General features: G+C 67.5%; 22 protein-coding genes. 10 read left to right on the top strand and 12 right to left on the bottom strand.

Annotation, left to right across the window (positions count from 1 at the left end; all coding sequences use genetic code 11):
- Window positions 1-12: 12 nt before the first annotated feature.
- The 3 genes from ACQPYH_RS13610 to hemW all read right to left on the bottom strand — a co-directional run bounded on the left by ACQPYH_RS13610 (window position 13) and on the right by hemW (window position 5138).
- On the bottom strand, window positions 13-1332 hold the full coding sequence (locus ACQPYH_RS13610; protein WP_432890855.1) for a M60 family metallopeptidase: 1320 nt from the start codon (window positions 1330-1332) through the stop codon (window positions 13-15).
- 113 nt (window positions 1333-1445) lie between these two features.
- Window positions 1446-3794 (bottom strand): polysaccharide lyase 8 family protein, encoded by a 2349-nt coding sequence (locus ACQPYH_RS13605; protein ID WP_432890852.1) that lies wholly within the window; start codon window positions 3792-3794, stop codon window positions 1446-1448.
- Between the two features lie 96 nt (window positions 3795-3890).
- Window positions 3891-5138, bottom strand: a complete 1248-nt coding sequence (gene hemW / locus ACQPYH_RS13600) for a radical SAM family heme chaperone HemW (protein WP_432890849.1) — start codon at window positions 5136-5138, stop codon at window positions 3891-3893.
- 96 nt (window positions 5139-5234) lie between these two features.
- On the opposite strand from hemW, the gene ACQPYH_RS13595 reads away from it, so the two are divergent.
- The 7 genes from ACQPYH_RS13595 to ACQPYH_RS13565 all read left to right on the top strand — a co-directional run bounded on the left by ACQPYH_RS13595 (window position 5235) and on the right by ACQPYH_RS13565 (window position 12249).
- Window positions 5235-7250, top strand: a complete 2016-nt coding sequence (locus ACQPYH_RS13595) for an MDR family MFS transporter (protein ID WP_432890846.1) — start codon at window positions 5235-5237, stop codon at window positions 7248-7250.
- Window positions 7251-7282: 32 nt separating this feature from the next.
- A complete protein-coding gene (locus tag ACQPYH_RS13590; protein WP_432890843.1) occupies window positions 7283-7969 on the top strand; it encodes a Crp/Fnr family transcriptional regulator in 687 nt (228 codons plus the stop codon).
- A 105-nt stretch (window positions 7970-8074) separates the two neighbouring features.
- Window positions 8075-8971, top strand: a complete 897-nt coding sequence (locus ACQPYH_RS13585) for an N-acyl homoserine lactonase family protein (RefSeq protein ID WP_432890840.1) — start codon at window positions 8075-8077, stop codon at window positions 8969-8971.
- A complete protein-coding gene (locus ACQPYH_RS13580) occupies window positions 8968-9393 on the top strand; it encodes an SRPBCC family protein (RefSeq protein ID WP_432890837.1) in 426 nt (141 codons plus the stop codon). The genes ACQPYH_RS13585 and ACQPYH_RS13580 overlap by 4 nt, the downstream gene beginning before the upstream one ends.
- Window positions 9394-9488: 95 nt before the next feature.
- Window positions 9489-10721 carry a histidine kinase gene (locus tag ACQPYH_RS13575; protein WP_432890834.1) on the top strand — a complete coding sequence of 411 codons (1233 nt, stop codon included), beginning with the start codon at window positions 9489-9491 and terminating at the stop codon, window positions 10719-10721.
- Entirely contained in the window at window positions 10712-11356 is a 645-nt protein-coding gene (locus ACQPYH_RS13570) for a response regulator (protein WP_432894392.1), read from the top strand. Before ACQPYH_RS13575 ends, ACQPYH_RS13570 begins: the two co-directional genes overlap by 10 nt.
- Before the next feature lie 17 nt (window positions 11357-11373).
- Entirely contained in the window at window positions 11374-12249 is an 876-nt protein-coding gene (locus ACQPYH_RS13565) for an alpha/beta fold hydrolase (RefSeq protein ID WP_432890831.1), read from the top strand.
- Here the strand turns inward: ACQPYH_RS13565 and ACQPYH_RS13560 are convergent.
- The 5 genes from ACQPYH_RS13560 to ACQPYH_RS13540 form a co-directional block, all read right to left on the bottom strand.
- Window positions 12239-12619 carry a hypothetical protein gene (locus ACQPYH_RS13560; RefSeq protein ID WP_432890828.1) on the bottom strand — a complete coding sequence of 127 codons (381 nt, stop codon included), beginning with the start codon at window positions 12617-12619 and terminating at the stop codon, window positions 12239-12241. The two genes, ACQPYH_RS13565 and ACQPYH_RS13560, sit on opposite strands and share 11 nt — an antisense overlap.
- 265 nt (window positions 12620-12884) lie before the next feature.
- Complete coding sequence (locus ACQPYH_RS13555) at window positions 12885-14720, bottom strand: AMP-dependent synthetase/ligase (protein ID WP_432890825.1); 1836 nt, start codon at window positions 14718-14720, stop codon at window positions 12885-12887.
- A gap of 172 nt (window positions 14721-14892) precedes the next feature.
- Window positions 14893-15927 carry an aspartate-semialdehyde dehydrogenase gene (locus tag ACQPYH_RS13550; protein ID WP_432894390.1) on the bottom strand — a complete coding sequence of 345 codons (1035 nt, stop codon included), beginning with the start codon at window positions 15925-15927 and terminating at the stop codon, window positions 14893-14895.
- Window positions 15928-16060: 133 nt separating this feature from the next.
- Window positions 16061-16246: a tautomerase family protein gene (locus ACQPYH_RS13545; protein ID WP_432890822.1), complete on the bottom strand. Its 186-nt coding sequence runs from the start codon at window positions 16244-16246 to the stop codon at window positions 16061-16063.
- Between the two features lie 37 nt (window positions 16247-16283).
- Window positions 16284-17786 carry a sodium:solute symporter family protein gene (locus ACQPYH_RS13540; protein ID WP_432890819.1) on the bottom strand — a complete coding sequence of 501 codons (1503 nt, stop codon included), beginning with the start codon at window positions 17784-17786 and terminating at the stop codon, window positions 16284-16286.
- A 150-nt stretch (window positions 17787-17936) separates the two neighbouring features.
- Between ACQPYH_RS13540 and kduI the strand changes: the two genes are divergently transcribed.
- Genes kduI through ACQPYH_RS13525 form a run of 3 tightly spaced genes read left to right on the top strand, consistent with a single transcriptional unit; the run spans window position 17937 to window position 20285 of the window.
- Window positions 17937-18761 carry a 5-dehydro-4-deoxy-D-glucuronate isomerase gene (kduI, locus tag ACQPYH_RS13535; RefSeq protein ID WP_432890816.1) on the top strand — a complete coding sequence of 275 codons (825 nt, stop codon included), beginning with the start codon at window positions 17937-17939 and terminating at the stop codon, window positions 18759-18761.
- Window positions 18758-19510, top strand: coding sequence for an SDR family oxidoreductase (locus tag ACQPYH_RS13530; protein ID WP_432890813.1), 753 nt, complete (start codon window positions 18758-18760; stop codon window positions 19508-19510). Before kduI ends, ACQPYH_RS13530 begins: the two co-directional genes overlap by 4 nt.
- 10 nt (window positions 19511-19520) lie before the next feature.
- On the top strand, window positions 19521-20285 hold the full coding sequence (locus tag ACQPYH_RS13525) for an IclR family transcriptional regulator (protein ID WP_432890811.1): 765 nt from the start codon (window positions 19521-19523) through the stop codon (window positions 20283-20285).
- A 3-nt stretch (window positions 20286-20288) separates the two neighbouring features.
- Here the strand turns inward: ACQPYH_RS13525 and ACQPYH_RS13520 are convergent, their stop codons facing one another.
- The 4 genes from ACQPYH_RS13520 to ACQPYH_RS13505 are packed head-to-tail and all read right to left on the bottom strand — an operon-like array spanning window position 20289 to window position 24139.
- Window positions 20289-21524 carry an MFS transporter gene (locus ACQPYH_RS13520; RefSeq protein ID WP_432890810.1) on the bottom strand — a complete coding sequence of 412 codons (1236 nt, stop codon included), beginning with the start codon at window positions 21522-21524 and terminating at the stop codon, window positions 20289-20291.
- Window positions 21521-22147 (bottom strand): MOSC domain-containing protein, encoded by a 627-nt coding sequence (locus ACQPYH_RS13515; RefSeq protein WP_432890807.1) that lies wholly within the window; start codon window positions 22145-22147, stop codon window positions 21521-21523. The genes ACQPYH_RS13520 and ACQPYH_RS13515 overlap by 4 nt, the downstream gene beginning before the upstream one ends.
- Window positions 22148-22187: 40 nt before the next feature.
- On the bottom strand, window positions 22188-23570 hold the full coding sequence (locus ACQPYH_RS13510) for an MFS transporter (protein ID WP_432890804.1): 1383 nt from the start codon (window positions 23568-23570) through the stop codon (window positions 22188-22190).
- On the bottom strand, window positions 23567-24139 hold the full coding sequence (locus ACQPYH_RS13505) for a TetR/AcrR family transcriptional regulator (protein ID WP_432890802.1): 573 nt from the start codon (window positions 24137-24139) through the stop codon (window positions 23567-23569). The genes ACQPYH_RS13510 and ACQPYH_RS13505 overlap by 4 nt, the downstream gene beginning before the upstream one ends.
- Window positions 24140-24190: the final 51 nt, after the last annotated feature.

The following is a 24190-nucleotide window of genomic DNA, read 5'->3' as shown; positions in this document are numbered from 1 at the left end:
CTCAGCGTTGGCTCACTCCCGGATGGCGGTCGGGTCGGTCGGCGGCGGGGTCAGGTTGAGTGCGGCGAGCTGGGCGGTTGCTTCGGCGTCGACCGGAACGCCCCAGGCACGGAAGAAGTCGCTCAGGTCGTGACCCGCCGTGCGGCTGCAGAGTACGACGAGGTTGCGGAGGCGGAGCACCTCGTCGGTGTAGTCGCTGGCGTACGGGCGCTCTACCCGGACGAGCTTGTGCAGGTTCGGCCAGAAGTCGTTGCCGAAGGCAAGTCTCAGCTGCTCGAACATGACCAGCTTCTCGTACGGGTCGAACGTCGTGCCGTAGCTGACGCCCGGTGATCGCAGCTTGCCGGGCGCGCTCTGCCACGGGGTGAGGCCGGTCTTCGCGTCGGGTGCGTGCAGGCGCGGCTGCTGGCCGTACTTCGTGGCGAAGACCGCGTTGACGGCGAGCGAGTAGATGTTGACCGTGACCTCGGTCAACGAGTTGGGCTTGTAGGTGATCTGCTGATGCTGGTGGCCGAGTTCGTGATAGATGCCCCAGCCGCGCATCCGCAGGCCTTCCACGGTCAGCATCCGGTCCTGGATCGGCGGCGGGAAGGACATGTGGCCGTGGGTCGCGTACGCGCCGACGCCGGTGATCGCGGACGGGTAGCCGACGAAGTGGTACGTGTGTACGAGACGAGCGTGCACCGGCGCGGATCCGTCGTACCCGCTGGTGGCGTCCTCGATCCGGATGATGTCCCCGTAGGTGGAGAGCAGGTCGGTGTGGTTCTCGGTGCGGTAGGTGAGGGCCGACGCGCGTTCGACGGTGAGGATCGCGTGCGGGCTGACAAGTTCGACGTACGGCGTGGTGTGGGCGTCGAGCTGGCGTTGGAAGTCCGCTTCGCCGGTGCAGCCGAGGACGAAGTACGGCATCGGTTGGACTTGGTCGCCGATGGTGACCTTGGCCTGACCGGTGTCGCCGATCAGCTTGAGGTAGACGACACCACCGCCGGCGTCGGTGATCGTGTTGCGGCCGGGCTGGAGCGGGTACTCGCGGGACGCCTTGAACTCAGGTCGCGCGTCGGCATCGGGTGCGCCGATCACGAGCGTCGGGGGTGGGCCATCGTGGACGACTACGTTGAGAGCTGTTGCTGCGGGCAAGTAGAAGCCGGTCGAGCGGAGTTCGGTGGCGCTGAGCGAGTCCTGGGTGCGGTCGAGCTCGGTCGTGCGCGCCGACGGGAGCGCGCGGATGGTGAACGTGTGACCGGATTCGGCTCGGGCCATCGTTGGTACGGCGGCCAATGCCAAGCCTGCTCCTGCTACCTGAAGGACACGTCGCCTCGTGTACTGCGGCATGATCGAACAACCTCCTGGTTGAACTGCCAGCCACCGGCGACCCGGCCGGCACGGATTGCCGACCCCGGTTGCTTTTCGGAAACCTAGTGGAACTCAGTGGAACTCAGTGGAACTCAGTGGAACGATGCGGTGTGCGTCTTGCCGTTGGTGCCACCAACGGCGACATCGAGCACCAGCTGACTGCCGGTCTCGACCACGGTCACGCTGTCGTCCTTCGTGACGATGCTGCGGATCGGCTTCTTGATCGTCAGCCTGAGGATCTGCACGGTCCGGCTCGGATCAGACACGGCGACAGTGGTCGTCCGTCCGTCCTTCCCCACCACCACCGACGCAGGTCCATCACTCGTGATCTCAGCTACCGTGCCGGCTGCCCAGAAGTTGATGAGCGTCAGACTCTCGATGTGAGACCGGATGGCCTGAACGTTCGCGGTGTTGGCAAGGACAGTCAGCCCTGGGTCATGCGCGCGCTCGGCCGTCTGCCGACTGGATGCTTTAGGCAACAGAATGTAGGCGTACTCGCCTGTTGTGGTGCCGTGCTCGAGGACGAGCTTGGCGTAGCGGCGGGTGCGCGGCGTGGTCGAGCCGGCCGTGTCGTTGCCGATGTTGATCTCCGACCAGGACCCGGTGCGGTTCTCGCGCTCCGTCCTGAGGCGGCCGCCGCTCGGGAAGATGTAGCCGGCGACGCCGTCCACATGCGCCCACCTCGGGTCGTCGTACGTGCCGGCTGCTGGTCGACCGCTGACCAGGATCGCCGCCGTGCCGTTCTCGTGCAGGTTGCGGTTCTCGACGATCGTCTCGACCGGGTAGCCGTCGGTTCCGGTGATACCGGCGCCCAGGGCAACAACCGAGTCGCGCAGGCAGAACCACGACTTCCTTGCCTGCAACGTCTTGTCGTAGTTGATCAGGTGCATGCCGACTGCGCCGGCGAGGTCCTTGTACGACGCTCCGCCGACCCAGTCCGCGTACGCCGCGACGGTGCCAGTGCCTGCACCGGTGCCGCCGGGTTGGCGTGGTTGCGTGCTGACCGTCGTACCTGGCATGCGTTGTGCGTCGACCGTCGGCCAGTAGGCGTCGTAGTACTGCGATTGGTCGTCGGTGTACAGGTAGGTCATGCCGTCGCCGACGTACCAGCCGCGGAGGTTCTCGCCGTTGCCCCACTCGTAGCGGGCCATCCGTTTCGACGACATCGCGATCGCGAAGGTCCAGCCGGGGCGGCGATGGATGACGCGGTCCTGGTTGTAGAACTGGAAGTGTCGCGGGACCGCGGGCGCGGGTTCGACGGCGGTGTCGGCGAGGAGAGCCTTGGCCCGGGAGATCTCGGGGATCGACGCGCCGGGGAGGTAGTCGTTCAGGCGGTCCCGGGTGATCCAGCCCTTGGCGAGGGCCTTGAAGCGGGAGGCGTACGGCTCGGCGACGCCGCTCGCCAGGAGTAGCACGGTCGACGTGGTGGCGTGACCGTTGCGGTGGTCGCCGGCGGCCTCGCGGGAGATCGCGCGGCCGGAGACGCAGTCCATCATCAGGCCGTCGGTCATGAACGGTGCGAAGCTCGCCTCGACCGCGTCGAGGAGGACGGCGCGGTTCGGGTCGGCGATCTCCCAGGTGGAGCCGCCGAGGAGGGCGGTGAGGTTCGCGACTCCGCCGAGCGCGACGTTGCCGTAGGTGCCGATGTACGCGAGGTTGCCGTGCTGGATGAACGAGCCGTCGCGGTAGAAGCCGTCGCCGCTGGTGACGTACGTGAAGATGCTGTTCTTGCCGGACTCGGCGACGTCGCTCAGCGCGTCGCGGCCGGCGGCGAGCTTGTCGGCAGACCTGCCGACGATGCCGCGGAGGGCGGTGATCAGCGCCTTGTCGACGCGGTTCGCACCCGTCTCGCGGAGGGTCGGCGAGTTGGTCCGGCGGTTCGGGTCGGGGACGAAGTGGTCGACGGCCTTCACGTACGCGGTGAGTTGGGCCGCTTCGAGGGCGTCGTACGCGAGGATGCAGGTGTCGAGGAGGGCGCGGGGGGCGCCGATCTCCCAGAACCACCAGTTGCCGGTCTCTTTGAGGGTCTCGTTGTAGGCGGTCGCGTTGAGGAAGTCGAGAGCGCCGCTCAGCTCGTCGCCCCAGTCGGTGCTCTGGGTGGTCGCGCGGGCCAACGCGATCGTCTTCAGGCGCGTGTAGCTGATCGAAAAGTTCCCGCTGGTCGGGCTCAACGGCAGATCCGGCCAGAGCGCGGTCCGGTCGGCCGTGGTGATCATCGTGCTGGTGTATTGCTGCGCCTGCGCGGTCAGCTTGCCGAGCGCGTCGGCGTACGCCGGGTCGGTGGTGTCGATCGCTCCACCGGTGTTGAGCTCGGTCCAGCGGGCTCGGAGTACGTCGTACTCGTCGTCCGCGAAAGCTCGGGTGGGCAGACCTATCGCACTGATCGCGCCGGCGGCAACCCCGGCCTGAAGCAACAGTCGACGACGAAAACTGGGCGGCATCGCGACTCCTCGAGAGGTAGTAAACGCTTACCGCAGATCCTGCCGCCTGCGCACAACAGTCGTCAACAGCCAGCTACGATCACTTCTGATCACTTCTCACGGAAGCAGATCCCTCACCACAGCATCAGCCAACAACCGCCCCCGATCAGTCAGCACAAGCCGCTGGCTTACCCCGCGCTTGCCGAGATTCGTGCGGGAGGTGTCGGCGATCACTACCAATCCGTCGGCGACCAGCTGGTCCACTGCGGCTTGGCCCGGCTCGTCGAGAACGTCGAGTGGGAGGCCTTCCGACAGCCGGACCTCGAGCAGCACTCGTTCGACCCGGCGGGTGTCGGGGTCGAGGGTTTCGCGCGCGTGGGCCGGGCTTTCGCCGGCGTTCAGGCGTTCGGCGTACGCGGTGGGGTGCTTGACGTTCCACCAGCGGGTGCCGGCTACGTGGCTGTGGGCGCCGGGGCCGATGCCCCACCAGGTGTCGCCGCGCCAGTAGAGCTCGTTGTGACGGCAGCGGGCCGCCGTACTGCGGGCCCAGTTGGAGACCTCGTACCAGCGCAGGCCTTCGGCCGACAGCAGCTCGTCGGCCAGGACGTACTTGTCGGCGAGATCGTCGTCGTCCGGCATCGGCAGTTCACCGCGCCGGATCCGCCGCGCCAACTGCGTCCCATCCTCGACGATCAACGCATAAGCGCTCACGTGATCGGGCTGAGCGGACAACGCCGACTCGAGCGAAGCGCGCCAGTCATCCAGCGACTCGCCCGGCGTCCCGTAGATCAGATCGAGGTTGACGTGCTCGAAGCCGGCCGCGGTCGCCTCCTTGACCGCCTGCAACGCTCGCCCCGGAGTGTGCTGGCGATCGAGGATCTTGAGCACATGCGACGACGCACTCTGCATGCCGAAGCTGACCCGGTTGAAGCCAACCGCGCGCAGCTCCTCGAGGTACGCGGGGTCGACCGACTCGGGGTTGGCCTCGGTCGTCACCTCCGCGTCAGGAGCCAGCCCGAACTCGTCGCGTACGGCGGCCAGCATCTTCCCGAGATCGGCCGCCGGCAGCAACGTCGGCGTACCTCCCCCGAAGAACACGGTGTCGACCGGCCGGTCGAGCTCCCCCAGCACGCGACGCGCCAGAAGCACCTCACGGACCGCGGTCTCGGCGTACGACGCCTGCGAGCCACCGCCGCCGAGCTCGCGCGCGGTGTAGGTGTTGAAGTCGCAGTACCCGCACCGCGACGCACAGAACGGCACGTGCAGGTAGAACCCCAACGGCCGGCTCGCGGCTTCGCGTACGGCGGACTCCGGCAACGCCCCGTCCAGGGGCGCAACCTCCCCCTCGGGCAATGTTGACGGCACCCACCCATCCTACGGACCTCGGGCAGGGCCTCATTCTTGACCGGATCTCCGTCGTTTCGTGGTAACAGGATGTCCTGAAATAGCTACATTCGGCTTATGGAGACCGAGGCTCAGCCTGTCGGACGCGGCACCCGGAACGCGGTCATCGTCGCGATCATGCTCGGAATGTTGCTCGCGGCCCTCGATCAAACGATTGTCGCGACCGCGCTGCCCACCATCGTCAGTGACCTCGGCGGCGCCAACCACCTGTCCTGGGTGGTCACGTCGTACCTGCTCGCCGAGACGATCATGACCGCGCTGATCGGCAAGTTCGGCGACCTGTACGGGCGTAAGCGGATGTTCCTGATCAGCGTCGTGCTGTTCCTCGCCGGCTCGGCCCTGTGCGGGATGGCCGACTCGATGCTGTGGCTGGTCGGCTCCCGCGCGATCCAGGGCCTCGGCGCCGGCGGTCTGATGGTGACCGCGATGGCCGTGATCGCGGACGTCGTACCGCTGAGCGAACGCGGGAAGTACCAGGGCGTGATGGGCTCGGTCTTCGGCGTCTCGACGGTCGCCGGTCCGCTGCTCGGCGGGCTGTTCGTCGACCACCTGAGCTGGCGGTGGGCGTTCTACGTGAACATCCCGCTCGGCATCGTCGTCCTGATCGTCGCCTCGATCTCGTTGCCGTCGGTGAAGGCGCCGGAACGGCCGAAGATCGACTATCTCGGCATCCTGTTCATCGCGCTCGCCGCGACCGGGCTGACGCTGGTGACGACGTGGGGCGGCAACGAGTACGACTGGACCTCGCCAGTCATCATCTCGATGGCGATCGGCTCACTCGTTGCCCTGGGCCTCTTTATCCTGGTCGAACAGCGGGCCGCGGAACCGTTGCTGCCGTTGCGCTTGTTCCGGTCCGGGGTGTTCACAGTGTGCGCGGTGATGAGCTTCATCATCGGGTTCGCGATGCTCGGCGGGGTCACGTACCTGCCGACGTACCTGCAGTTCGTGCACGGCGCCTCGGCGACGGAGTCCGGCCTGCAGATGCTGCCCCTCGTCGGCGGGCTGCTAGTCGCGTCGGTCGTGACCGGTCAGACCATCAGCAAGACCGGCCGCTACCGGCTGTTCCCGATCGTCGGCACGATCCTGATCGGTGTCGGGCTGTTCCTGCTCTCTCTGCTCGACAACTCCACGTCGTACGTCGTGACGGCCGGGTACATGGTCGTACTCGGAGTGGGTGTTGGCCTGTGCATGCCGGTCCCCACGGTCGTCGTTCAGAGCACCGTCGACTACGCGGACCTCGGGGTCGCGACGTCCGGGGTGAGCTTCCTGCGCACGATGGGCAGCTCGTTCGGGGTGGCAGTGTTCGGGTCGATCTACTCCCACCAACTGCCGGTTCACTTGGAGGAAGCCGTCCGGGCCACGGGCGCGGATCCGCGGGTGGTGACGACGGTCGACGGCGTGCGCAACCTCCCCGAGTCGATGCGGTCGGCGGTGACGGCGGCGTACGCCGACTCCTTGCACACCGTGTTCTTGTGGGCCGTCCCGGTGGCGGCGCTCGGGTTCCTGACCGCGCTGATGCTGAAGGAAGTTCCGCTCCGCGACAGCGCGCGCATGGCTGCGTCCGACGTCGGCGAGAACTTCGCGGCGCCGTCGTCGTTCGATTCCGAGCACGAACTCCAGAAGCTCGCGGCCCTCGTCGTACAGCACCACAAGCGCAACCCCGCGCCCGAGGTCCTGGCCGAGTCCGGTATCCCGCTCAGCAACGCCCAGGCCTGGATGATCATGCGCGTCTTCCGCGGCGGCGCCGAGAAGGGCTCCGCGACCCTGGCCGAGATGACCGGCGACCTCCGCATGCCACCCGGCGCGCTGGAACCCCTCGCCAGCCAACTGGTTGCCGGCGGCTACCTTTCCGAGACTCTCGGCCAGTACCGCTTCACCCAGCTCGGCATGGAGATGTTCCAGCGCTTCGTCGGCGCCTTCCGGATCTGGATGCTCGACCGCCTCACCGACTGGGACCCCGAGAACTCCGAAGCCTTCTCCCACGCCGTAGACCGGATCGCCGAACAAATGATCGACCAAGGCCAATCCCTCACCACCGGCAAACACGCCGCCGCCCTGGTCGGTAGTCAGTAGCGTCGGCGGAGTAGTTGGATCATGCTTGCGGGGTGGCTGATGGGGACGTGGCGACGGCTCTGGCCGGCAGCTTCCTCGGTGGGCTGCCGGGTGAGCTGATCGAGCGGCTGCTGGCGACGGGTGATCGGATCGATTACCCCGCCGGCAGCACGCTGTACCGTGAGCGCTCCTCTCCGCGCGCACTGCTGGTGGTTCGCGGGTTGCTGCGTGTCTACATGTCCTCGCCGGAAGGGCGTCAGGTGACGGTCCGGTACGCGCGAGGTCGCGACGTACTCGGGATCGCCGTGCTCGTCGCGGGACCGGCCGATGTCGGCGTCCAGACGCTCTCGGAGTGCACGCTCTTCCGGATCGATGCCGGGTTGCTGACGACTGCCGCGCGTACCGACAGCCGGGTCGCGTGGGCGGTGGCGGAGGAGCTCAGTCGCCGGCTGTACGAGAACCTGCAGCAGACCGCGATCAACACTTTTGGCACCGTGCGACAGCGGGTCGCCTCGCACTTGCTGGACCTCGCGTCGACCCAGCAGGGTCCACGCGGCGAACTCGTCGCCCGGGTGTCCCAGCAGGACCTCGCGGATTCCGTCGGATCGGTCCGCGAGGTGGTGGCGCGCGTACTGCGAGAGTTCCGGCTGGCCGGGCTGGTCGCGACCTCCGCCGACAAGGTCCACATCCTCGATGCCACCGGTCTCCACGACCAGACCTGGAACCCCGACGACGCGTGACCTCGGTTACTCCCACGCACTACAAAAGTCACAGACGCGGCCGCCGACCCGGGCGAAGACTGATGCCCTCGGCCCCGAATCCGTCGGGGCCCGAAGGGAGTTCAGATGTCCACGGAAGCAACCAGATTGCCGGCGCGCAGTGGCACCGGCGACCCGGTCAAGGCGGTGTCGGTGATCAGCACCGGCAGCGTCGAGATCCACCCCGAACACGCGTACGGCTCGCGGAAGCCGCTGTACTGGTGGCTGCTCACGTCCCGCCGCTGGCTGCCGGCCCGCCCGATCAACGTGTACGTCGTCGAGCACGCGAACGGACTGGTGTTGTTCGACACCGGTCAGGATCGCGCCTCGGTGACCGATCCGTCGTACTTCCCGGGCGGGTTCAACGGGGTCGTCTACGACCGGTTGGCCAAATTCCACATCGCCGAGCACGAGACGCTTGACGCACAACTGGGCACGCTCGGGTACTCGACCGCTGACGTCGACAAGGCGGTCATCTCGCACCTGCACCAGGACCACATCGGCGGGATCCCTCAGCTCGGCGGCAGTGAACTGCTGATCACGTCGTCGGAGTGGGACCAGCTGTCCGGGTTCTCCCCCGAGGCTCGCGGCTTCCTGCGGGCGCATATCGACGTACCCGGCGCGCGCTGGAAACACGTCGACTTCAGCACCGATGTCGATCTCGTGTCCTTCCCGCGAGCGTTCGACGTCATGGGCGACGGATCGATCCTCTTGTTCCCGACGCCTGGTCACACGCCTGGGTCGATGTCGATGCTCGTACGCCGGCGCGAGCTGCCGCCACTGCTGATGGTCGGCGACCTCACGTACGAGGCCGGCCTGCTCGAACGCCGTCAACTGCCAGGCGTTGGCGTCCGGAGCGAGCTCGCCCGTACGACCGACAACGTCCTGGCGCTCGCCGAGCAACTACCCGGCCTCGTCATCCTCCCCGCCCACGACCCGACCGCGGCGCAGCGCCTCGTCGACAGCTCCCGGCGGCCGCAATGAAATTCACCAACACGATCACCATCGACCGTCCACCGACCACGGTCTTCACCTACCTGGCAAACCTCGAGAACCTCCCGCACTGGAACTACGCCCTCTCCGAAACCCGCCAGCTCACCCCCGGCCCACCTCGCGTGGGCACCCGCTATGTGCAGACCCGCACCATCCCCGTCCACACGTCGGAATCCTTGGAGATCGTCGAGCTCATCCCTGACCAGAAGCTCACAGTTCAGGGCACCCTCAACTCCTTTCCAGCCGTCCTCACCTACACCCTCGACGCGGTCGACGGCGGCGCGCTCCTCACCAATACGGTCGACCTCCAGCCGCCCGGTCCACTGAAGCTCTTGGCCCCGATCGCCCTCGCCCGCATCAAGTCCGCGGTCGCCGCAAACCTCACCGCACTGAAGCAACTCCTCGAGCAGTGACCCATCGGATAGCGATGCTGAGGTGGGGATAAGTACAGGGTGGTTCGGTAGGCAGCCGCAGTGGGATCGGGCGTGGGAGGCGACAGGCTCGGGGTATGTTGACGGGACTGAGGGCGAGGGTGTTCACGCCGGTGCGGGCGTTGGTGACGATGTTGCTGTCTGTCGCGGGGGTTGTCGCGGCGGTGCTTGTGCTCGTCAGCAGCGCGCTGGTTCTGGTCGGGATCGGGCGGTACGCCGTGCCGCCTGCGGTCTGGTTCATGCGCCGGGTGGCGGATGCGGGGCGTGGTCTGGTGCGGATGGCCGGTGTCGGCGTGAAGCGACCGTACGGGCATGAGACCGGTGCGATCGCGCTGCTGAAGGCGCGCAGTACCTGGCGAGATGTGCTGTGGGCGATTATCGACCCGGTGATCGGGACGTGGGCGACGGCGCTCGCGGTCGCGATGCCGCTGTTCGGGGTGTACGGCGCCGTCGTCCAGCCGTTCGTTTGGCGGGCCAACGAACGGGCGGGCGGTATCAACTCGTTCGGCCCGATCCACGTGACCTCGACCGCGACCGCGCTCGCCGCGATCCCGGTCGGCCTCGCGATGATCGCGGCCGGACTGTACATCGGGCCGCCGTTGCTCACCCTGCGCGCCAGCTGGTCGGCCGACCTGCTCGGGCCCTCGCGGACGGCCGCGCTGGAGGAACGCGTCGACACGCTGGTCGAGACCCGCGCCGACAGCGCCGGCGCCCAGGCCGCTGAGCTGCGCCGGATCGAACGCGATCTGCACGACGGCGCGCAGGCCCGGCTGGTAGCGCTCGGCATGAGCCTCAGCAACGCTGAGCGTCTGTTCGACGAGGACCCCGAGGCCGCACGCAACCTGGTGATCGCCGCTCGCGAGGCGTCTTCCCAGGCGCTCGATCAGTTGCGCGATCTGGTCCGCGGCGTACATCCGCCCGTACTCGCGGACCGCGGTCTCGCCGACGCGATCCGCGCGCTGGCCCTGGACTCGCTACTCGAGGTCGAGGTCACGTCTGACCTCCCGGGCCGTCCGTCGCTGCCAGTCGAGTCGGCGGTGTACTTCGCCGCCAATGAGCTGCTCGCCAACGCCGCCAAGCATGCCCGTACTGCGACCGCCGTGGCGATCTCGCTGCACCATGAGAACGGCGTACTGCGCTGCGATGTCACCGACGACGGCCCGGGCGGAGCGGAGCCGATGAACGGGACCGGTCTGCGTGGCATCGAGAGTCGGCTCGCGATCTTCGACGGTACGGTCGAGGTCGACAGTCCTCTCGGCGGTCCGACCCGCGTCCAGCTGGAGGTGCCGTGCGCGATCCGATCCGTGTAGTGGTCGCCGAGGACCTGTTCCTGCTCCGCGACGGGCTCGTCCGGACGCTGACCGATCATGGGTTCACTGTGGTTGCCGCGGTCGACACCGGCCCGTCGTTGCGGAAGGCAATTGTCGATCAACAGCCCGATATCGCGGTGGTCGACGTACGGCTCCCACCGTCGTTCACGGACGAGGGCCTGCAGGTCGCGATCGAGGCGCGACGGCATCGACCCGGCTTCCCGGTGCTCGTGTTGTCGCAGTACGTCGAGCAGCTGTACGCTCGCGAGCTTCTTGCCGATGGCAACGGCTCGGTCGGCTACCTGTTGAAGGACAGGGTTTTCAACACCGACCAGTTCGTCGAGGCCGTACGGTCGGTGGCCGGCGGCGGTACGGCGATGGATCCACAGGTCGTCGCCAAGCTCCTCAGCCGAGGGGATGCACGCGGGCGTACGGCGGACCTGACTCCGCGCGAACGCGACGTACTGGAACTTATGGCCGCCGGTCGCTCGAACGCCGCGATCGGGCAACAGTTGACGCTCTCCATCAGCGCCATCACCAAACACATCGCCAGCATCTTCGCCAAGCTCGACCTGCCGGCGTCCGACGACGACAACCGTCGCGTGCTGGCCGTCCTCGCGTACCTCAACCGCTGACCCGTATCCTCGCACCCATGTTGAGTGACGGAGTGCGGACAATCGCCGCAGGTGGGGTCGATCATTGGGTCCGGATCGCGGGCGCCGACAACGACGGAGAACCGCTGGTGCTGGTGCACGGCGGGCCGGGCGAGAGCTCGTACTCGATCGAGCAGTCCGTCGGTGACGAGATCGCGAAGCTCGCGCCGGTCATCTTCTACGACCAGCGAGGGTGCGGGCGGTCGGCGCGTCCTTCTGACACAAGCACGTACACGATGACCCAGCTTGTCGCCGATTTAGATGAGTTGCGTACGGCGCTGGGCGTCGAGCGGATCGTGCCGTGGGGTGTGTCGTTCGGGTGCCTGCTGGCCGCGGAGTACGCCGTTGCTCACAGCAACTATGTGGCCGGTCTGATCCTGCACGCTCCCCCGATCGTCGATCCCCTCCACCCCGGCCTGTGGACGATGCGCCCGGCCGCGGTCGACCCGATCCTGACGCCGGACGAGCGCACCGCCCTTCGCCATCAACTCGAGCCCCTCACCGACCAGATCGAGCGCACAGTTGCCGCCATCGGCGCGATCGCCCAGAGCGAGAACGCGGCGAACTTCTTCTACTACGACCCGGCCAACATCCCCGCCGACGATCCCGCGGCGCCGGAATCCAACCTGGAAATGGCGATGGCGCTCGTGGGCACCGAACGCCCCGATCTCGCCGACGACCTGGCCGCCGTCGAGATCCCGACCCTCATCCTCGCCGCCCTCTGGGACCGCCACGTCGGCTTCGACACCCCCCGCGACCTCGCCACCCGCCTCCCCCGAGCCACCCTCGAGATCTTCACCAAGTCGGCCCACTCCATCGCCGACGAGGAACCAACAAAGTACGTCGAGGTCATCCGCAAGTTCCTCAGCCGCTGACGTCGGCACTGAACTGTTTCGGGCGAACGCGGAAGAGAGACAGGTCGTACCCGCTTCCGGTGACACTGCTCTTGAGTTCCTCGCCGTCCGAGCGCTTGAACTTCAGCTCAGTCAGAGCCAGCCCTGACAGGAAGGCTCCCTCGATCCGGTAGTTGTCGCCGTGCTTCTTGATCTGCGCCGACAACTGTTTCGCGAGGTACTGCGAGAGGCTGACCTGCTCTCCGGTCCCAGCACCACCCAGTTTGAGCCCCAGATCGTCGGCCAACTTCGGAAACGTCTCAGCAACCTTGATGGCCAGCTGATACGTCGTTACCCAAGCTCGCCCGTAATGGTGGCCGTCCGCATTGACCACCGGCACAGCCGACAGCACATCCCAGACCTTGGCTTCAACGTCATGCTCATTCCACGCACTCATGGTGCGAACCCTCCCGCAGCAAGTTTGACGCGGTCAATGGCCAGGGCTCGTTGGTCCTGCTCGTCCGTTGCGACGGAGCCGGCCTCGCGACATGCTGCTCGCACGTAGGTCAACCCAGGGCGGTGCAGTCGGGCGGTAGCGCTCGGATAGCCCGTGGGCAGGTCAGCTCGTAGCGCGCGACGAAGGAGTGAGCGTAGCGGTGCGTGGGTTGCCTCAGTTGCTATTCGTACATCTTGTCGAGGACGGCGGCGTACTCGACCTCGACGTACTTTCGTTTGAGTTTCAGGCTGGGGGTCATCTCGCCGGACTCGACCGTGAGGTCGCGGTCGAGGATCGTGAACTTCTTGATGGTTTCCCAGCGGTTGAGGGTCGCGTTGAGTTCGTCGACGTAGCCCTGGACCATCGTCTGCGCGGCGTCGGACGTCACGATCTCGGCGTACGGCTTCCCGCTCATGCCGTTCGCGGCGGCCCAACCCACAACAGCATCAGGGTCCAGCGTGACAAGCGCCGATACGAAGTTGCGCTTGTTTCCGTGGACGATGAACTGGCTCGCATACGGGCAGATCGTCTTGAAGCGGCCCTCGATCACCTGCGGCGCGACGTACTTGCCGCCGGACGTCTTGAACAGGTCCTTCTTCCGGTCGGTGATGAACAGGAACTCGTCCTCGAAGTGCCCGATGTCGCCGGTGTGGAACCACCCGTCCGCGTCCAGGACCTCGGCCGTCTGCGCGGGTTGGTTGTGGTACCCGCTCATCACCCCGTCGCCCTTGATCAGGATCTCCCCGTCCTCGGCGATCTTGAACTGCGTCCCCGGGAACGCCGGCCCGACGCTCCCGAGCCGGTACTGCGAAGGCCGGTTCAACGTCGACCCCGCCGACGTCTCGGACAGCCCGTACCCCTCGAGGATCAGCAACCCGGCCGCGTGGAACCACTCGGCCAGCGTCTTGTCCAGCGCCGCCGAACCGGACACGAAGAACCGGATCCGCCCGCCGAAGCGAGCCCGGATCTTCGACAGCACCAACCGATCGGCCGCCGCGAACTGCGCCGCCAGCAGACCGGACGGCTCCCGCCCCGCCTGCCGCAAAGCCGAGACCCGCGAACCAACCCCGAACGCCCAGTCGAACATCTTCGCCCGCGCGCCGCCCTCGGACTGGATCATCGTCCGGATCCGCGCGTGCGCCTTCTCGAAGATCCGCGGCGCCGCCGCCATGAACGTCGGCTGTACGACGGCCGCGTTCTCGACGATCTTGTCGATCCGCCCGTCCACCGCGGTTGCGAACCCGATCTGGCACTGCACGGCGAGCAGCACCTGGCCGAACACATGGGACAACGGCAGCCACAGGAACTGCAGGTCGTCCGGGGACAGCACCCGCATCCCCTCGACCGCGGCGCCTTCGTACGTCCACGCCGAGTGCGCCAACCGCACGCCCTTCGGCCGCCCCGTCGTACCGGAGGTGTAGATCAGCGTGCACAGATCGTCCGGCTTGATCGCCGCGATCCGCTCGTCGACCACGGGCGGGTGCCCAGCCAGGTACTCGTCGCCCAGCGCGTCGAGGTCCCCCAGCGAGATGACCCAGTCGCCGTCGCCCTCCACCGGCGTACCGTCGATCAGCACGACCTTGCGCAGCGACGGTGTCTCGGACCGGTGCGCGCGGAGCTTGTCCACCTGCTCCTCGTCCTCGGCGAACACCAGCTGCACGTCGGCATCGGCCACGATGAACGCCACGTCGGACGAGATCGTCGTCGGGTAGATCGTGGTCGTCGCGGCGGCCGCGAGTACGGCGGCCAGGTAGCACTCGATCCACTCGATCCGGGTGCTGGACGCGATCGCGACCCGCTGCTCCGGCTCGACGCCGAGCGCGATCAGCCCGGCCGCACGCCGGCGCGTCAGCTCCTCGGTCTCGCGCCAGCTCACCGACTTCCATTGCTCGCCGCGCGGGAACCGGAACGCCTCCCGGGCAGGGGTCGCCTCCACCCGCTCCAGGAACATCTGGGCCATCGTGCCCTTGCGGTTGCTCAGGAGAGCGAGCTGGCCGGAATCGGCGACAGGCTTCATAACTGGCCTCCAATGGGGGTCAAGTGACTGGAGGGTAATCGCAAGCAGCTGGTCCTGACCATGGCACTCGCGCGCCTGCTCGCGCGTTCTCCATCACGTTTCCGCAACATACCCTGATCCGTCGCGCCCCGGAGTCCCACCGCTACCGATCAGCCTTCTTGACGTCGAGAGATTATCGCTGGGCGAGGAGCTCCGCGATCTGTACGGCGTTGAGCGCGGCGCCCTTGCGGAGGTTGTCGTTCGAGACGAACAGGACGAGCCCGCGGTTGCCCGGCACGGACTGGTCCTGGCGGATGCGGCCGACGTACGACGGGTCCTGGCCGGCGGCGAGCAGCGGGGTCGGGAGGTCCGTGACGGCCACGCCCGGCGCGGATCCGAGGATCTCGGTCGCGCGCTCCGGAGTGATCGACTCGGCGAACTCGGCGTTGATGCTGAGCGAGTGGCCGGTGAAGACGGGCACCCGGACGCAGGTGCCGGCGACCGGGAGGTCCGGGATGTGCAGGATCTTGCGGCTCTCGTTGCGGAGCTTCTGCTCCTCGTCGGTCTCACCGGTGCCATCGGCAACGATCGATCCGGCGAGCGGGAGCACGTTGAACGCGATCGGTCCGGCGTACACCTTGGGCTCCGGGAGCGTGATGCCTTCGGTGCCGCGGGCAAGCTTCCCGCCCGGTACGGCGAGGGCGCGGGCCTGGTCCTCGAGCTCACTCACGCCGACACCACCGGAGCCGGAGACGGCCTGGTACGTCGAGACCACCAGTCGCGTCAATCCCGCCGACCGGTGCAGCGGGGCGAGGACCGGCATCGCGGCCATCGTCGTGCAGTTCGGGTTGGCGACGATGCCCTTGGGCAGGTTGTCGAGGTCGCCCGGGTTCACCTCGGAGACGACGAGCGGTACGTCGGGATCCATCCGCCAGGCGGACGAGTTGTCCACGACAACTGCCCCCGCCGCAGCAACCTTCGGGGCGAGCTCCTTCGAGGCCGTTTTCCCGTTGGAGAACAGCGCAAGCTCGAGCCCGGCGAAGTCCGCCGTAGCGGAATCCTCGACCACGACTTCCCGGTCCCCGAACGCCAACGTCTTCCCCGCCGACCGAGCCGAGGCGAAGAACCTCACCTCGTCCACCGGGAAGTTGCGCTCAACCAGCAACTCCCGCATCACGCCGCCGACCTGACCTGTTGCACCGAAAACGCCTACTCGCATGCATCGCAGAGTAGTAGGTCGGCGGCGTGGACGTCCGGCAGTTTCAGAGACCGGACTTCTGCCACTGATCAACCGCCCGCGCCAGCCAGCGCCACCGCCTACGCGACGTGCGCACACGAGCGCAGGCGGAGGTTGGTCAGTGTCAGACGTCCGCAACCAGCGTGCCGCCGTTGGCCACGTCGGTCTTTTCGATTTCCTGGAAGACGATGCGGACGGCCTCGCGCTTCGCGCCGAGGATGGCGATGGCGGAGTCCGTGACGGCGGCGACGAACTCGCGGCGCTGGTCGAGGGTGCGGCCGGAGAGGAGTTCGACGGTGATGTTCGGCATGGGGTTGTTCTCCTGAGGGTTGGGTTGGGCCAGTGTTTCAGGACGGGACCGCCGCGGGGCGGGCGGCGGTCTCGTCCGGGTCGGTGTTCAGCGAGTCGACCAGGTCGTCGACCTCCGGGCGGTTCTCCGGCAGCAGCAGGCCGAGGCCGACGTACACCACCAGGGAAGTTGCCAGCGGCAACGCGACGACCAGGGTCTGGTCGGTCGAGCCGATGCCGTACTTGACGATCGCCCACGCGATCAGGCCGATCGCCCACGACGCCAGCGCGGCGCGCGATCCGCTCCGCCGGAACCACGGCAGCAGGCCGAGCATCAGCGGGATCGCGATCGGTCCCATCGTCGCGGCGACCAGGTCGACGACGATCTTCAGTACGACGCCTTCGCCGTTCGTGGCGATCGCGATCAGCATGCTCACCGTGACGAACGTGAACGTCACGATCCGCGCCATCTTCAACGTCGCCGCATCGGTCAACCGGCGAACCTTCGGCACCAGCACCGGCGCGAGATCCCGCGTGATCACCGACGAGATCGCGTTCGCGTCGGACGCGACCATCGCCATCGTGTGCGAGAAGAACCCAGCCAGCACCAGCCCGATCAGCCCGCTCGGCAGGAGCAGTTGCGACAGTTCGACGTATGACTGCTCCGGCTTGCCGGGATGTACGAGCAGCGGCGCGGCGCACATCGGGATGAAGAGCACCAGCGGCCACACGAGCCAGAGTGCCGACGACAGCAGCGCGGACTTCTTCGCCGCGGATCCCGTCGGCGCGGCCATGTAGCGCTGTGCCAGGTTCCACATGCCGCCGTTGTACTCAAAGGTTTTGATGAACAGGAACGCGATCAGGAAGATCGGCGTGTACGGCCCGTTCAGCGCGTCACCGTGCCCGGCCGGCAACTGATCCCACATCTTCCACAACGTCGGTACGCCGTCCAGATGTGCGAGCACGCCGATGAACATCGCGATGCCGGCGCCGAACTGGATCACGAACTGGCCGAAGTCGGTGAGTACGTCGGCCCACAGCCCGCCGAGCGTCGCGTACAGCATCGTCACCACACCCGTCAGCAGGATCCCCCACCGCATCGGCACACCGGTGAATCCGTTCAGCAGTACGGCGATCGCGACCCACTTGGACGCGATGTCGACGACCTTCAGCGCGGCACCGGAGTACGCGAGCGCCTGCTGCGTCGGCAGGTTGTACCTGCGTGCGAGGTACTCCAGTGGCGACACAACCCCGTGTTTGGCGCGAAGACGATTCCAGCGGGCGGCGAACAGGAACGCGCCGATGCCGACGCCGATGCCGATCGTCATGGCCCACCAGACGTAGACCGTGATGCCGTAGCTGTAGGCAACTGCCGCGAACGCGACGAACATGACCGCGCTGTAGCCGGACATGTGATGCGAGATGCCGGACAACCACCAGGGAATCCGGCCGCCGGTCGTGAAGTAGTCCACGACTGTCTTGATCTTGGTGCGCGACCAGAGCCCGATCAGCACCATCAACACGAAGTACGCGACCAGGACCGTCCAGTCCAAAGTGGTCATGAGGATCCTCCCAGGGGCGATGGGCGATTGACTGGAAGGTTCCATTGACCAGAACTCGGTGTCAAGTCACGGAACCTGGAACAATTCGCTGCTGGGTTCCAGAGGCTTCGATGATTGACAGGGAGGTTCCGTCATGTAGAACCTTGTTCTGTGACTCTGCAGATCAGGCACGCCACCCATCCCGAGCAGCTGCCCGGTTTCGACACCGCCGCGCTGCGCCGCCACTACCTGGTGGACGACCTCTTCGTCCCGGACGCGATCACCGCGGTGCTCACCCACCACGACCGGATCGTGCTCGCCGGCGCCCGCCCCGCGAACGGGCCGCTGACGTTGGATACGTATCCACCGTTGCGCAGCGAGTACTTCCTCGAACGCCGCGAGGCCGGCATCGTCAACGTCGGCGGACCCGGCACGGTCACCGCGGACGGCACGAAGTACGAGCTCACCGCCGGCGCCTGCCTGTACGTCGGCCGCGGCGTACGCGAGGTCGTTTTCGAGGGGGCCGATGCAGCGTTCTACATCTTCTCCGCGCCGGCGCACACCGCCTTCCCGACCGCGCAGGTCAACCCCGGCGAGGGGAACCGGCTCGAGCTCGGCGACCAGCAGACCGCGAACCGTCGCACGATCGACCAGTACATCCACGCGGACGGCGTACAGAGCTGCCAGGTCGTGCTCGGTGTGACCACACTGCATGCGGGCAGCACCTGGAACACCATGCCCGCCCACACCCACGACCGCCGTACCGAGTGCTATCTGTACTTCGGCCTCCCGGAGACCGAGCGGATCGTCCACCTCCTCGGCGAGCCCGATGAGACCCGGCATGTGCTCGTCGCGGATCGGCAGGCGATCATCTCGCCGAGCTGGTCGATCCACTCCGGCTGCGGCACGTCGTCGTACAGCTTCGTCTGGGCGATGGCCGGCGAGAACCAGGCGTTCGGCGACATGGACGGTGTCGACGTACAGGACCTGCGGTGACGTTCAGCCTCGAAGGGCGTACTGCGCTCGTCACCGGAGCCCGCCGCGGCATCGGTGCCGCCATCGCAGCGGGGTACGCCGCGGCCGGCGCCGAGCTGATTCTGATGGCCCGGGACGCAGCGCTCGAGGACACCCTCGAGGCGATCAAGCAGAACGGCGGCGGCGAAGCGACCGTGGTGATCGCCGACTTCGCGGATCCCGCCGCGGTGGAACAGACGGCCTCAGAGCTGGCCAGGTCCAGGAACATCGACATCCTGGTCAACAACGCCGGTACGATCCGGCGAGCGCCGGCGGCCGAAACCACGATCGCGGACTGGCAGCACGTGATCGACGTCAACCTCAACTCCACCTGGGCAGTCACCCGCCCGGTCGGGGCCGCGATGGCGGAACGGCGTACCGGGAAGATCATCACGATCGCCTCGCTGCTGAGCTTCCAGGGCGGGATCACGGTTCCGGCCTACACTGCCAGCAAGCATGCGGTAGCGGGACTGACCCGGGCGCTGGCCAACGAGTGGGGTCCGGCCGGGGTTCAGGTGAACGCGATCGCGCCCGGGTACATCAGTACCGACAACACCACCGAGCTGCGCGCGGACCCGGCTCGCGAGGCCGCCATCCGGCAGCGCATCCCGGCCGGTCGCTGGGGGCGGCCGGAGGACGTCGTCGGCGCGGCGGTGTTCCTCGCTTCCACGGCGGCCGACTACGTGAACGGCCACGTTCTCGCGGTCGACGGCGGCTGGCTGGCCAGATAGGAGTGGCAGGATGAGCGACATGAGTTCGCCCTCGGCCATCGACAAGACGTTGATGGTGCTGGACGCCGTACTGGAGCACTCGCGGTTCACCGACGTCGTGAACGCGACCGGTCTGGCCAAGTCGACCGTGCACCGGATCATGGCGTCGCTGGTCGAGCACGAGTTCGTCACGCAGGCCGACGACGGCTCGTACCACCCCGGCCCGAAGGCGCTCCGGCTGGCTGGTCATGCGTTGACCAACGTCGACCTGGCAACGGTCGCCCGCCCGGTCCTCGCGGATCTCGTCGCACAGACGCGCTGCACGGTGCACGTCGGACTGCTCAACGGCGACGAGGCGATCTACGTCGCCCGCCTCGACGGCCCGAAGCCGTACCGGATGCCGTCGCGCGTCGGCAAGGCGATCTGGCTGCACTGCACCGGCATCGGCAAGGCGCTCCTCGCCGAGAAGGACGAAGAGGACCTCGACGTCCACATCACGCGGACCGGTCTTCCGGCACGTACGCCGCTCACGCACACGACCGCTGCCGCTTTGAAAACCGATCTCACGCAGGTGCGTGCTCGCGGGTACGCGCTGGACGACGAGGAGAACGAGCCCGGGATCCGCTGTGTCGCCGCAGTCATCCACGACCACACCGGCGCGGCCGTCGCCGCCGTCAGCATCTCCACGTTGTCCTTGGAGCAGTCGATCGCCCAGGTCGCGCTGATGGCTCCGGCCGCGATCGAGGCCGCCCGCAAGATCTCCGCCGCCCTCGGCTACCGCGAACCCACCAACTGAGCGCTACGCCGGCACAGCTGCTGGGCGACGACTCTCCGCCCACCGAACCACTGGGACGAACAGCGCGCCGGTCAGCGCGAACCACACGCCGAGGATGATCCAGCCGGGAACGCCGAGCCCGAGCGGCAACAGGGCCAGGACGGTCGGCGCGATCATCGTGCTGATCGACATGCTGGTGTTCCAGACGCCCTGGTACTGACCCTGGGCGTGGTTGGGCGCCAGGTCGAAGCTGAGCAGGAACGATCCCGAGGACTGCATCAGCTCGGCGATCACCTGAACCAGCGCGCCCGCCGCAAGGAGCGCGACCGCGATCAGCGCGTTGCCCCAGGTCGCGCCGGCAAGCAGCACCATCGATGCCAGCAGCAACCACCCGGCCGTGCGGGTCGCACGCGCCGCAGTCGTCGGATCGGCGATGCCACGCGACGACCGGACCTGGAACAGCGAGACCACCACCGTGTTGATGATCAGCAGCAACGCGACCGTCCAGCGCGGGGCGTCGGTATGGTCGACGACCCACAGCGGAATCGCGACATCCAGTACGGCGAAGTGGATGCTCATACCCGCGTTGAGCGCCGCGACCGCGAGGTACCCACGGTCCCGCAGCGCGATCCACACCGGCCCGTCGTCATCGCGATGTTGCGGTGCCACGCGCGGAATCGCCAGTACGACGAAGGCCGCGATGCTACTCAACACCGCGTCGAGGACGAACATCACGCGGTACGCCGTAGCCGTGTCGAAGTGCAGCGCGAAGGCACCGATCGCGGCGCCGGCCATGATGCCGATGTTCGTGACGGCCCGCAGGTACGCACGAGCCGCGACGCGACCCGCGCCGACAGTCACCGCGGCGATCAACGCGGCCCGGACCGCACCCGCGCCGCGATCGATCATCGTCAGCACGATGCTCACGACGAGGAACTGCCAGAAGTTGTGCACCACGAGGTAGAGAAGCGACAACCCGCACACCATCAGGCTCAGGACGACGAACAGGCCGCGCGGTCCACGCCGATCCGCCAGATGCCCGAGCGGTACGGCGGACAGCAGCCCGAACAACCCCGCGACGGTGAGACCGAGGCCGACCTGCGCGATCGACAGGCCGACGATCCGGTTGAAGTACAGGACGCTGACCGTCATCAGCAGGCCGTTGCCGACGCGGCTCAGCAGGGTGGCGAGGGCAAGCGGCCGCAACGGACCCGGCTCGGGCAGGATTCCCCGGCGTACCGACGACTGCGGGGCGCTCATCCGCGCGCCACGACGCGCTGCGCGGTGTCGCGGAGCTCCTCCATGAGATCGACGCCAGAGCCGAGCATCTGCTGCATCTTGAGCGCATCCTGCTCTGCGAACATCAGCGCGACGGTGACCTCGTGGTCCGGGCGGCTGATGATCTCGATCGGGTCGCCGGCGCCGATCGTGCCTTCGCGGAGCACCTTCAGGTACGCGCCGGGGCGGCCGGCCTGGTGGAAGCGCTTGACCCAGCGGGGCTCCTGCATGCGGTGCTGGAACGTGATGCACGGGATGCGGGGCGCACGCACCATGACCTCGACCTCGTCGCCGATGCGCCACACCTCACCGAGCAGCGCGCCGTTGACGTCGAGCCCTTCGGTGCGGAGGTTCTCGCCGAACAGGCCGGTCGGGATGTCGCGATCGAGTTGGGCGGCCCACCAGCTCGCATCCTCTTCGGCGTACGCGTAGAGGGCGAGATCCGGGCCGCCGTGGTTCTTGGTGTCGCAAACGCGGTCGCCAGCCAGTCCGAGCTCACCGACCCGGATCCGGCCGGGCTGCGGCCGCTTGTCGATGGCGGTCAATCCCGTCTCCTTCGGACCCGGGATCAGCTTCTCCACCACATTCACCGTCAGCAGCCGCATATCAGCATCCTCTCCGGCCGGGTGGCCGCGATCCACCGGTTTATTGCTGCTTGAGCGGGAGTATGGCGATGATCACCAGGGTCGCGGCGGTTGCGGCGGCGCCGATCCAGGCGGCAGCGCCGTACCCGGATTCGCTGGGGAAGTCGCCCGTGGTGTGGGCGGCGAGGATGAGGCCGCCGAGGGCGCTGCCGGTGGAGAAGCCGACGCTGCGTACGACGGCGTTCACGCTCATCGCGCTCGCCGTCTCGGCCTTGGGTGTCACCGCGAGGATGACGGCGGGCATCGCGGCGGAGAAGGCGCCGACGCCGAATCCGAGGATGCCGATGGCCAGGATCGGTTCGACGAGGTGTGAGCGGGCGATCGCGAAGAGTACGAACGCCGCGAGGACCACCGCAGTACTTGCCGCCAGCAACCATCGGGCGCCGAGGCGGTCCCGCCAACTGGGGACGAGACGGCCTGCGACGAAGCCGAGGATCGAGAACGGGACGAGCACCAGACCGGCTTCGAAGGTGTTCAGCCCGAAGCCGTAGCCGGCCTCCGCGGGGGTCTGCACGAAGCGGGTGATCAGGCTGAAGAGCAAGTACATCCCGACGCCGCCGGTCAACATCACCAGGTTGGCCGCGGCGACCGCGGGGTGACGGAGGAGGCGTACGTCGACCAGCGGCTTCTCGGTGTGGGCCTCGAGAAAGGTCCAACCGATGAGCAGCAGCAGCGCAGCCGCGAGAATGCCGATCGCGAGGCCGGCGTGGTGCCGCCAGAGGCTGGTGTCGCCGATCACCAGCAGCAGGGCGGGCAGCGCGATCGCCAGCAGGATCGCGCCGCGGACATCGAGCCGTGACGCCGGGCGATCCGGCGCGTGCGGGAGCGCGAACACCGCGGCGACGAAGGCGGCCGCGGTGATCACGAGACCGAGCCCGTACGCCGCACGTACGCCGGCAAGGTCGGTGAGCAGACCGGACAACGGGTAGCCGATCCCGATCCCCGCCGTCGAAGCGACCGACAGCAAGGCGATCGTCCGCGCGGATCGCTGGTCGTCGAGATGGTCCCGCGCGACGGCCATCATCAGCACCACCAACCCGAGCCCGGATCCCTGCAACGCGCGACCGATCAGCAGGAACGCGAACGGCAGGGACAGAACCGTCAACAGGCTGCCGACGACCTCGGCCCCGAGCATCCCGAGTACGACGGTGCGCCGCCGCGGCCCGGCCCCGAGCCGGCCGAACACGGGTGTCGCGACGGCTCCCGCCAGCAGCGCGATCGTCAGCGTCCACTGCGAGGCCGCGAGTGAGACGTCGTACTCCTCGGCGACCGCCGTGATCAAAGGTGCGCCGAGGCTGCCGATCACCGCACCGGCCAGACCGACGGAGACCAGGAACCCCGCGAGCAACCCAGGCGCCGGGGCATGCTTGGTCGCGATGGTCATTGGTTCGTCTCGGTGGTGATGTGCGCGAAAAGCCCTGGTTTTATTCGGGTTCTGGCCTGGTGGGACCACGGTTCGTCGACCTGTGGCAGGTCGAGCGCGGCGTTGGTGTTGAGAAGCATGCCGAAGGCGAGGAACGACTTGATCGTGACCGGATCCAGTTGCGCGGTGTCGGCAACGGCCTGCCACAACCGCGCGAAGCTTGCCCGTACGGCGTCGCGCACCTCGCCGTCACCGGCCGCGGCGGCAGCGGTGCCCTGGAGCTGGAGCAGCAGCGTCGTGCGATCGGCGAGCATGTCGTTGTACTCCTGCCCCATCGCCGTCAGCGCCTCGATCCCGGTCGACCCGCCCGCGGCCGCCAGCATCGCCAGCGCCATCCGCCCGAACGCGGAATCCACGCACGCCAGGAACAGCTGCTTCTTCGTCCCGAACAGCCGGAACACGTACGCCTGCGTAATCCCCGCCCGCCGCGCGATCGTCTCGGTCGACGCGCCGTACAACCCGGCGGCCGCGAACTCCTCCTCGGCGATCCCGAGAATCTGCTCACGCCGCTCTCGCCCAGTCATCCGCATGGCCACGAAGTTAGTAGGTAGTAACTACTAACTTCAACAGAGTGTCTACTA

The sequence above is a fragment of the Kribbella sp. CA-245084 genome (assembly GCF_050942355.1).
Classification (GTDB): domain Bacteria; phylum Actinomycetota; class Actinomycetes; order Propionibacteriales; family Kribbellaceae; genus Kribbella.
Note: the sequence above shows the minus strand (reverse complement) of the source record. Positions and strands in the feature narration are given on the sequence as shown.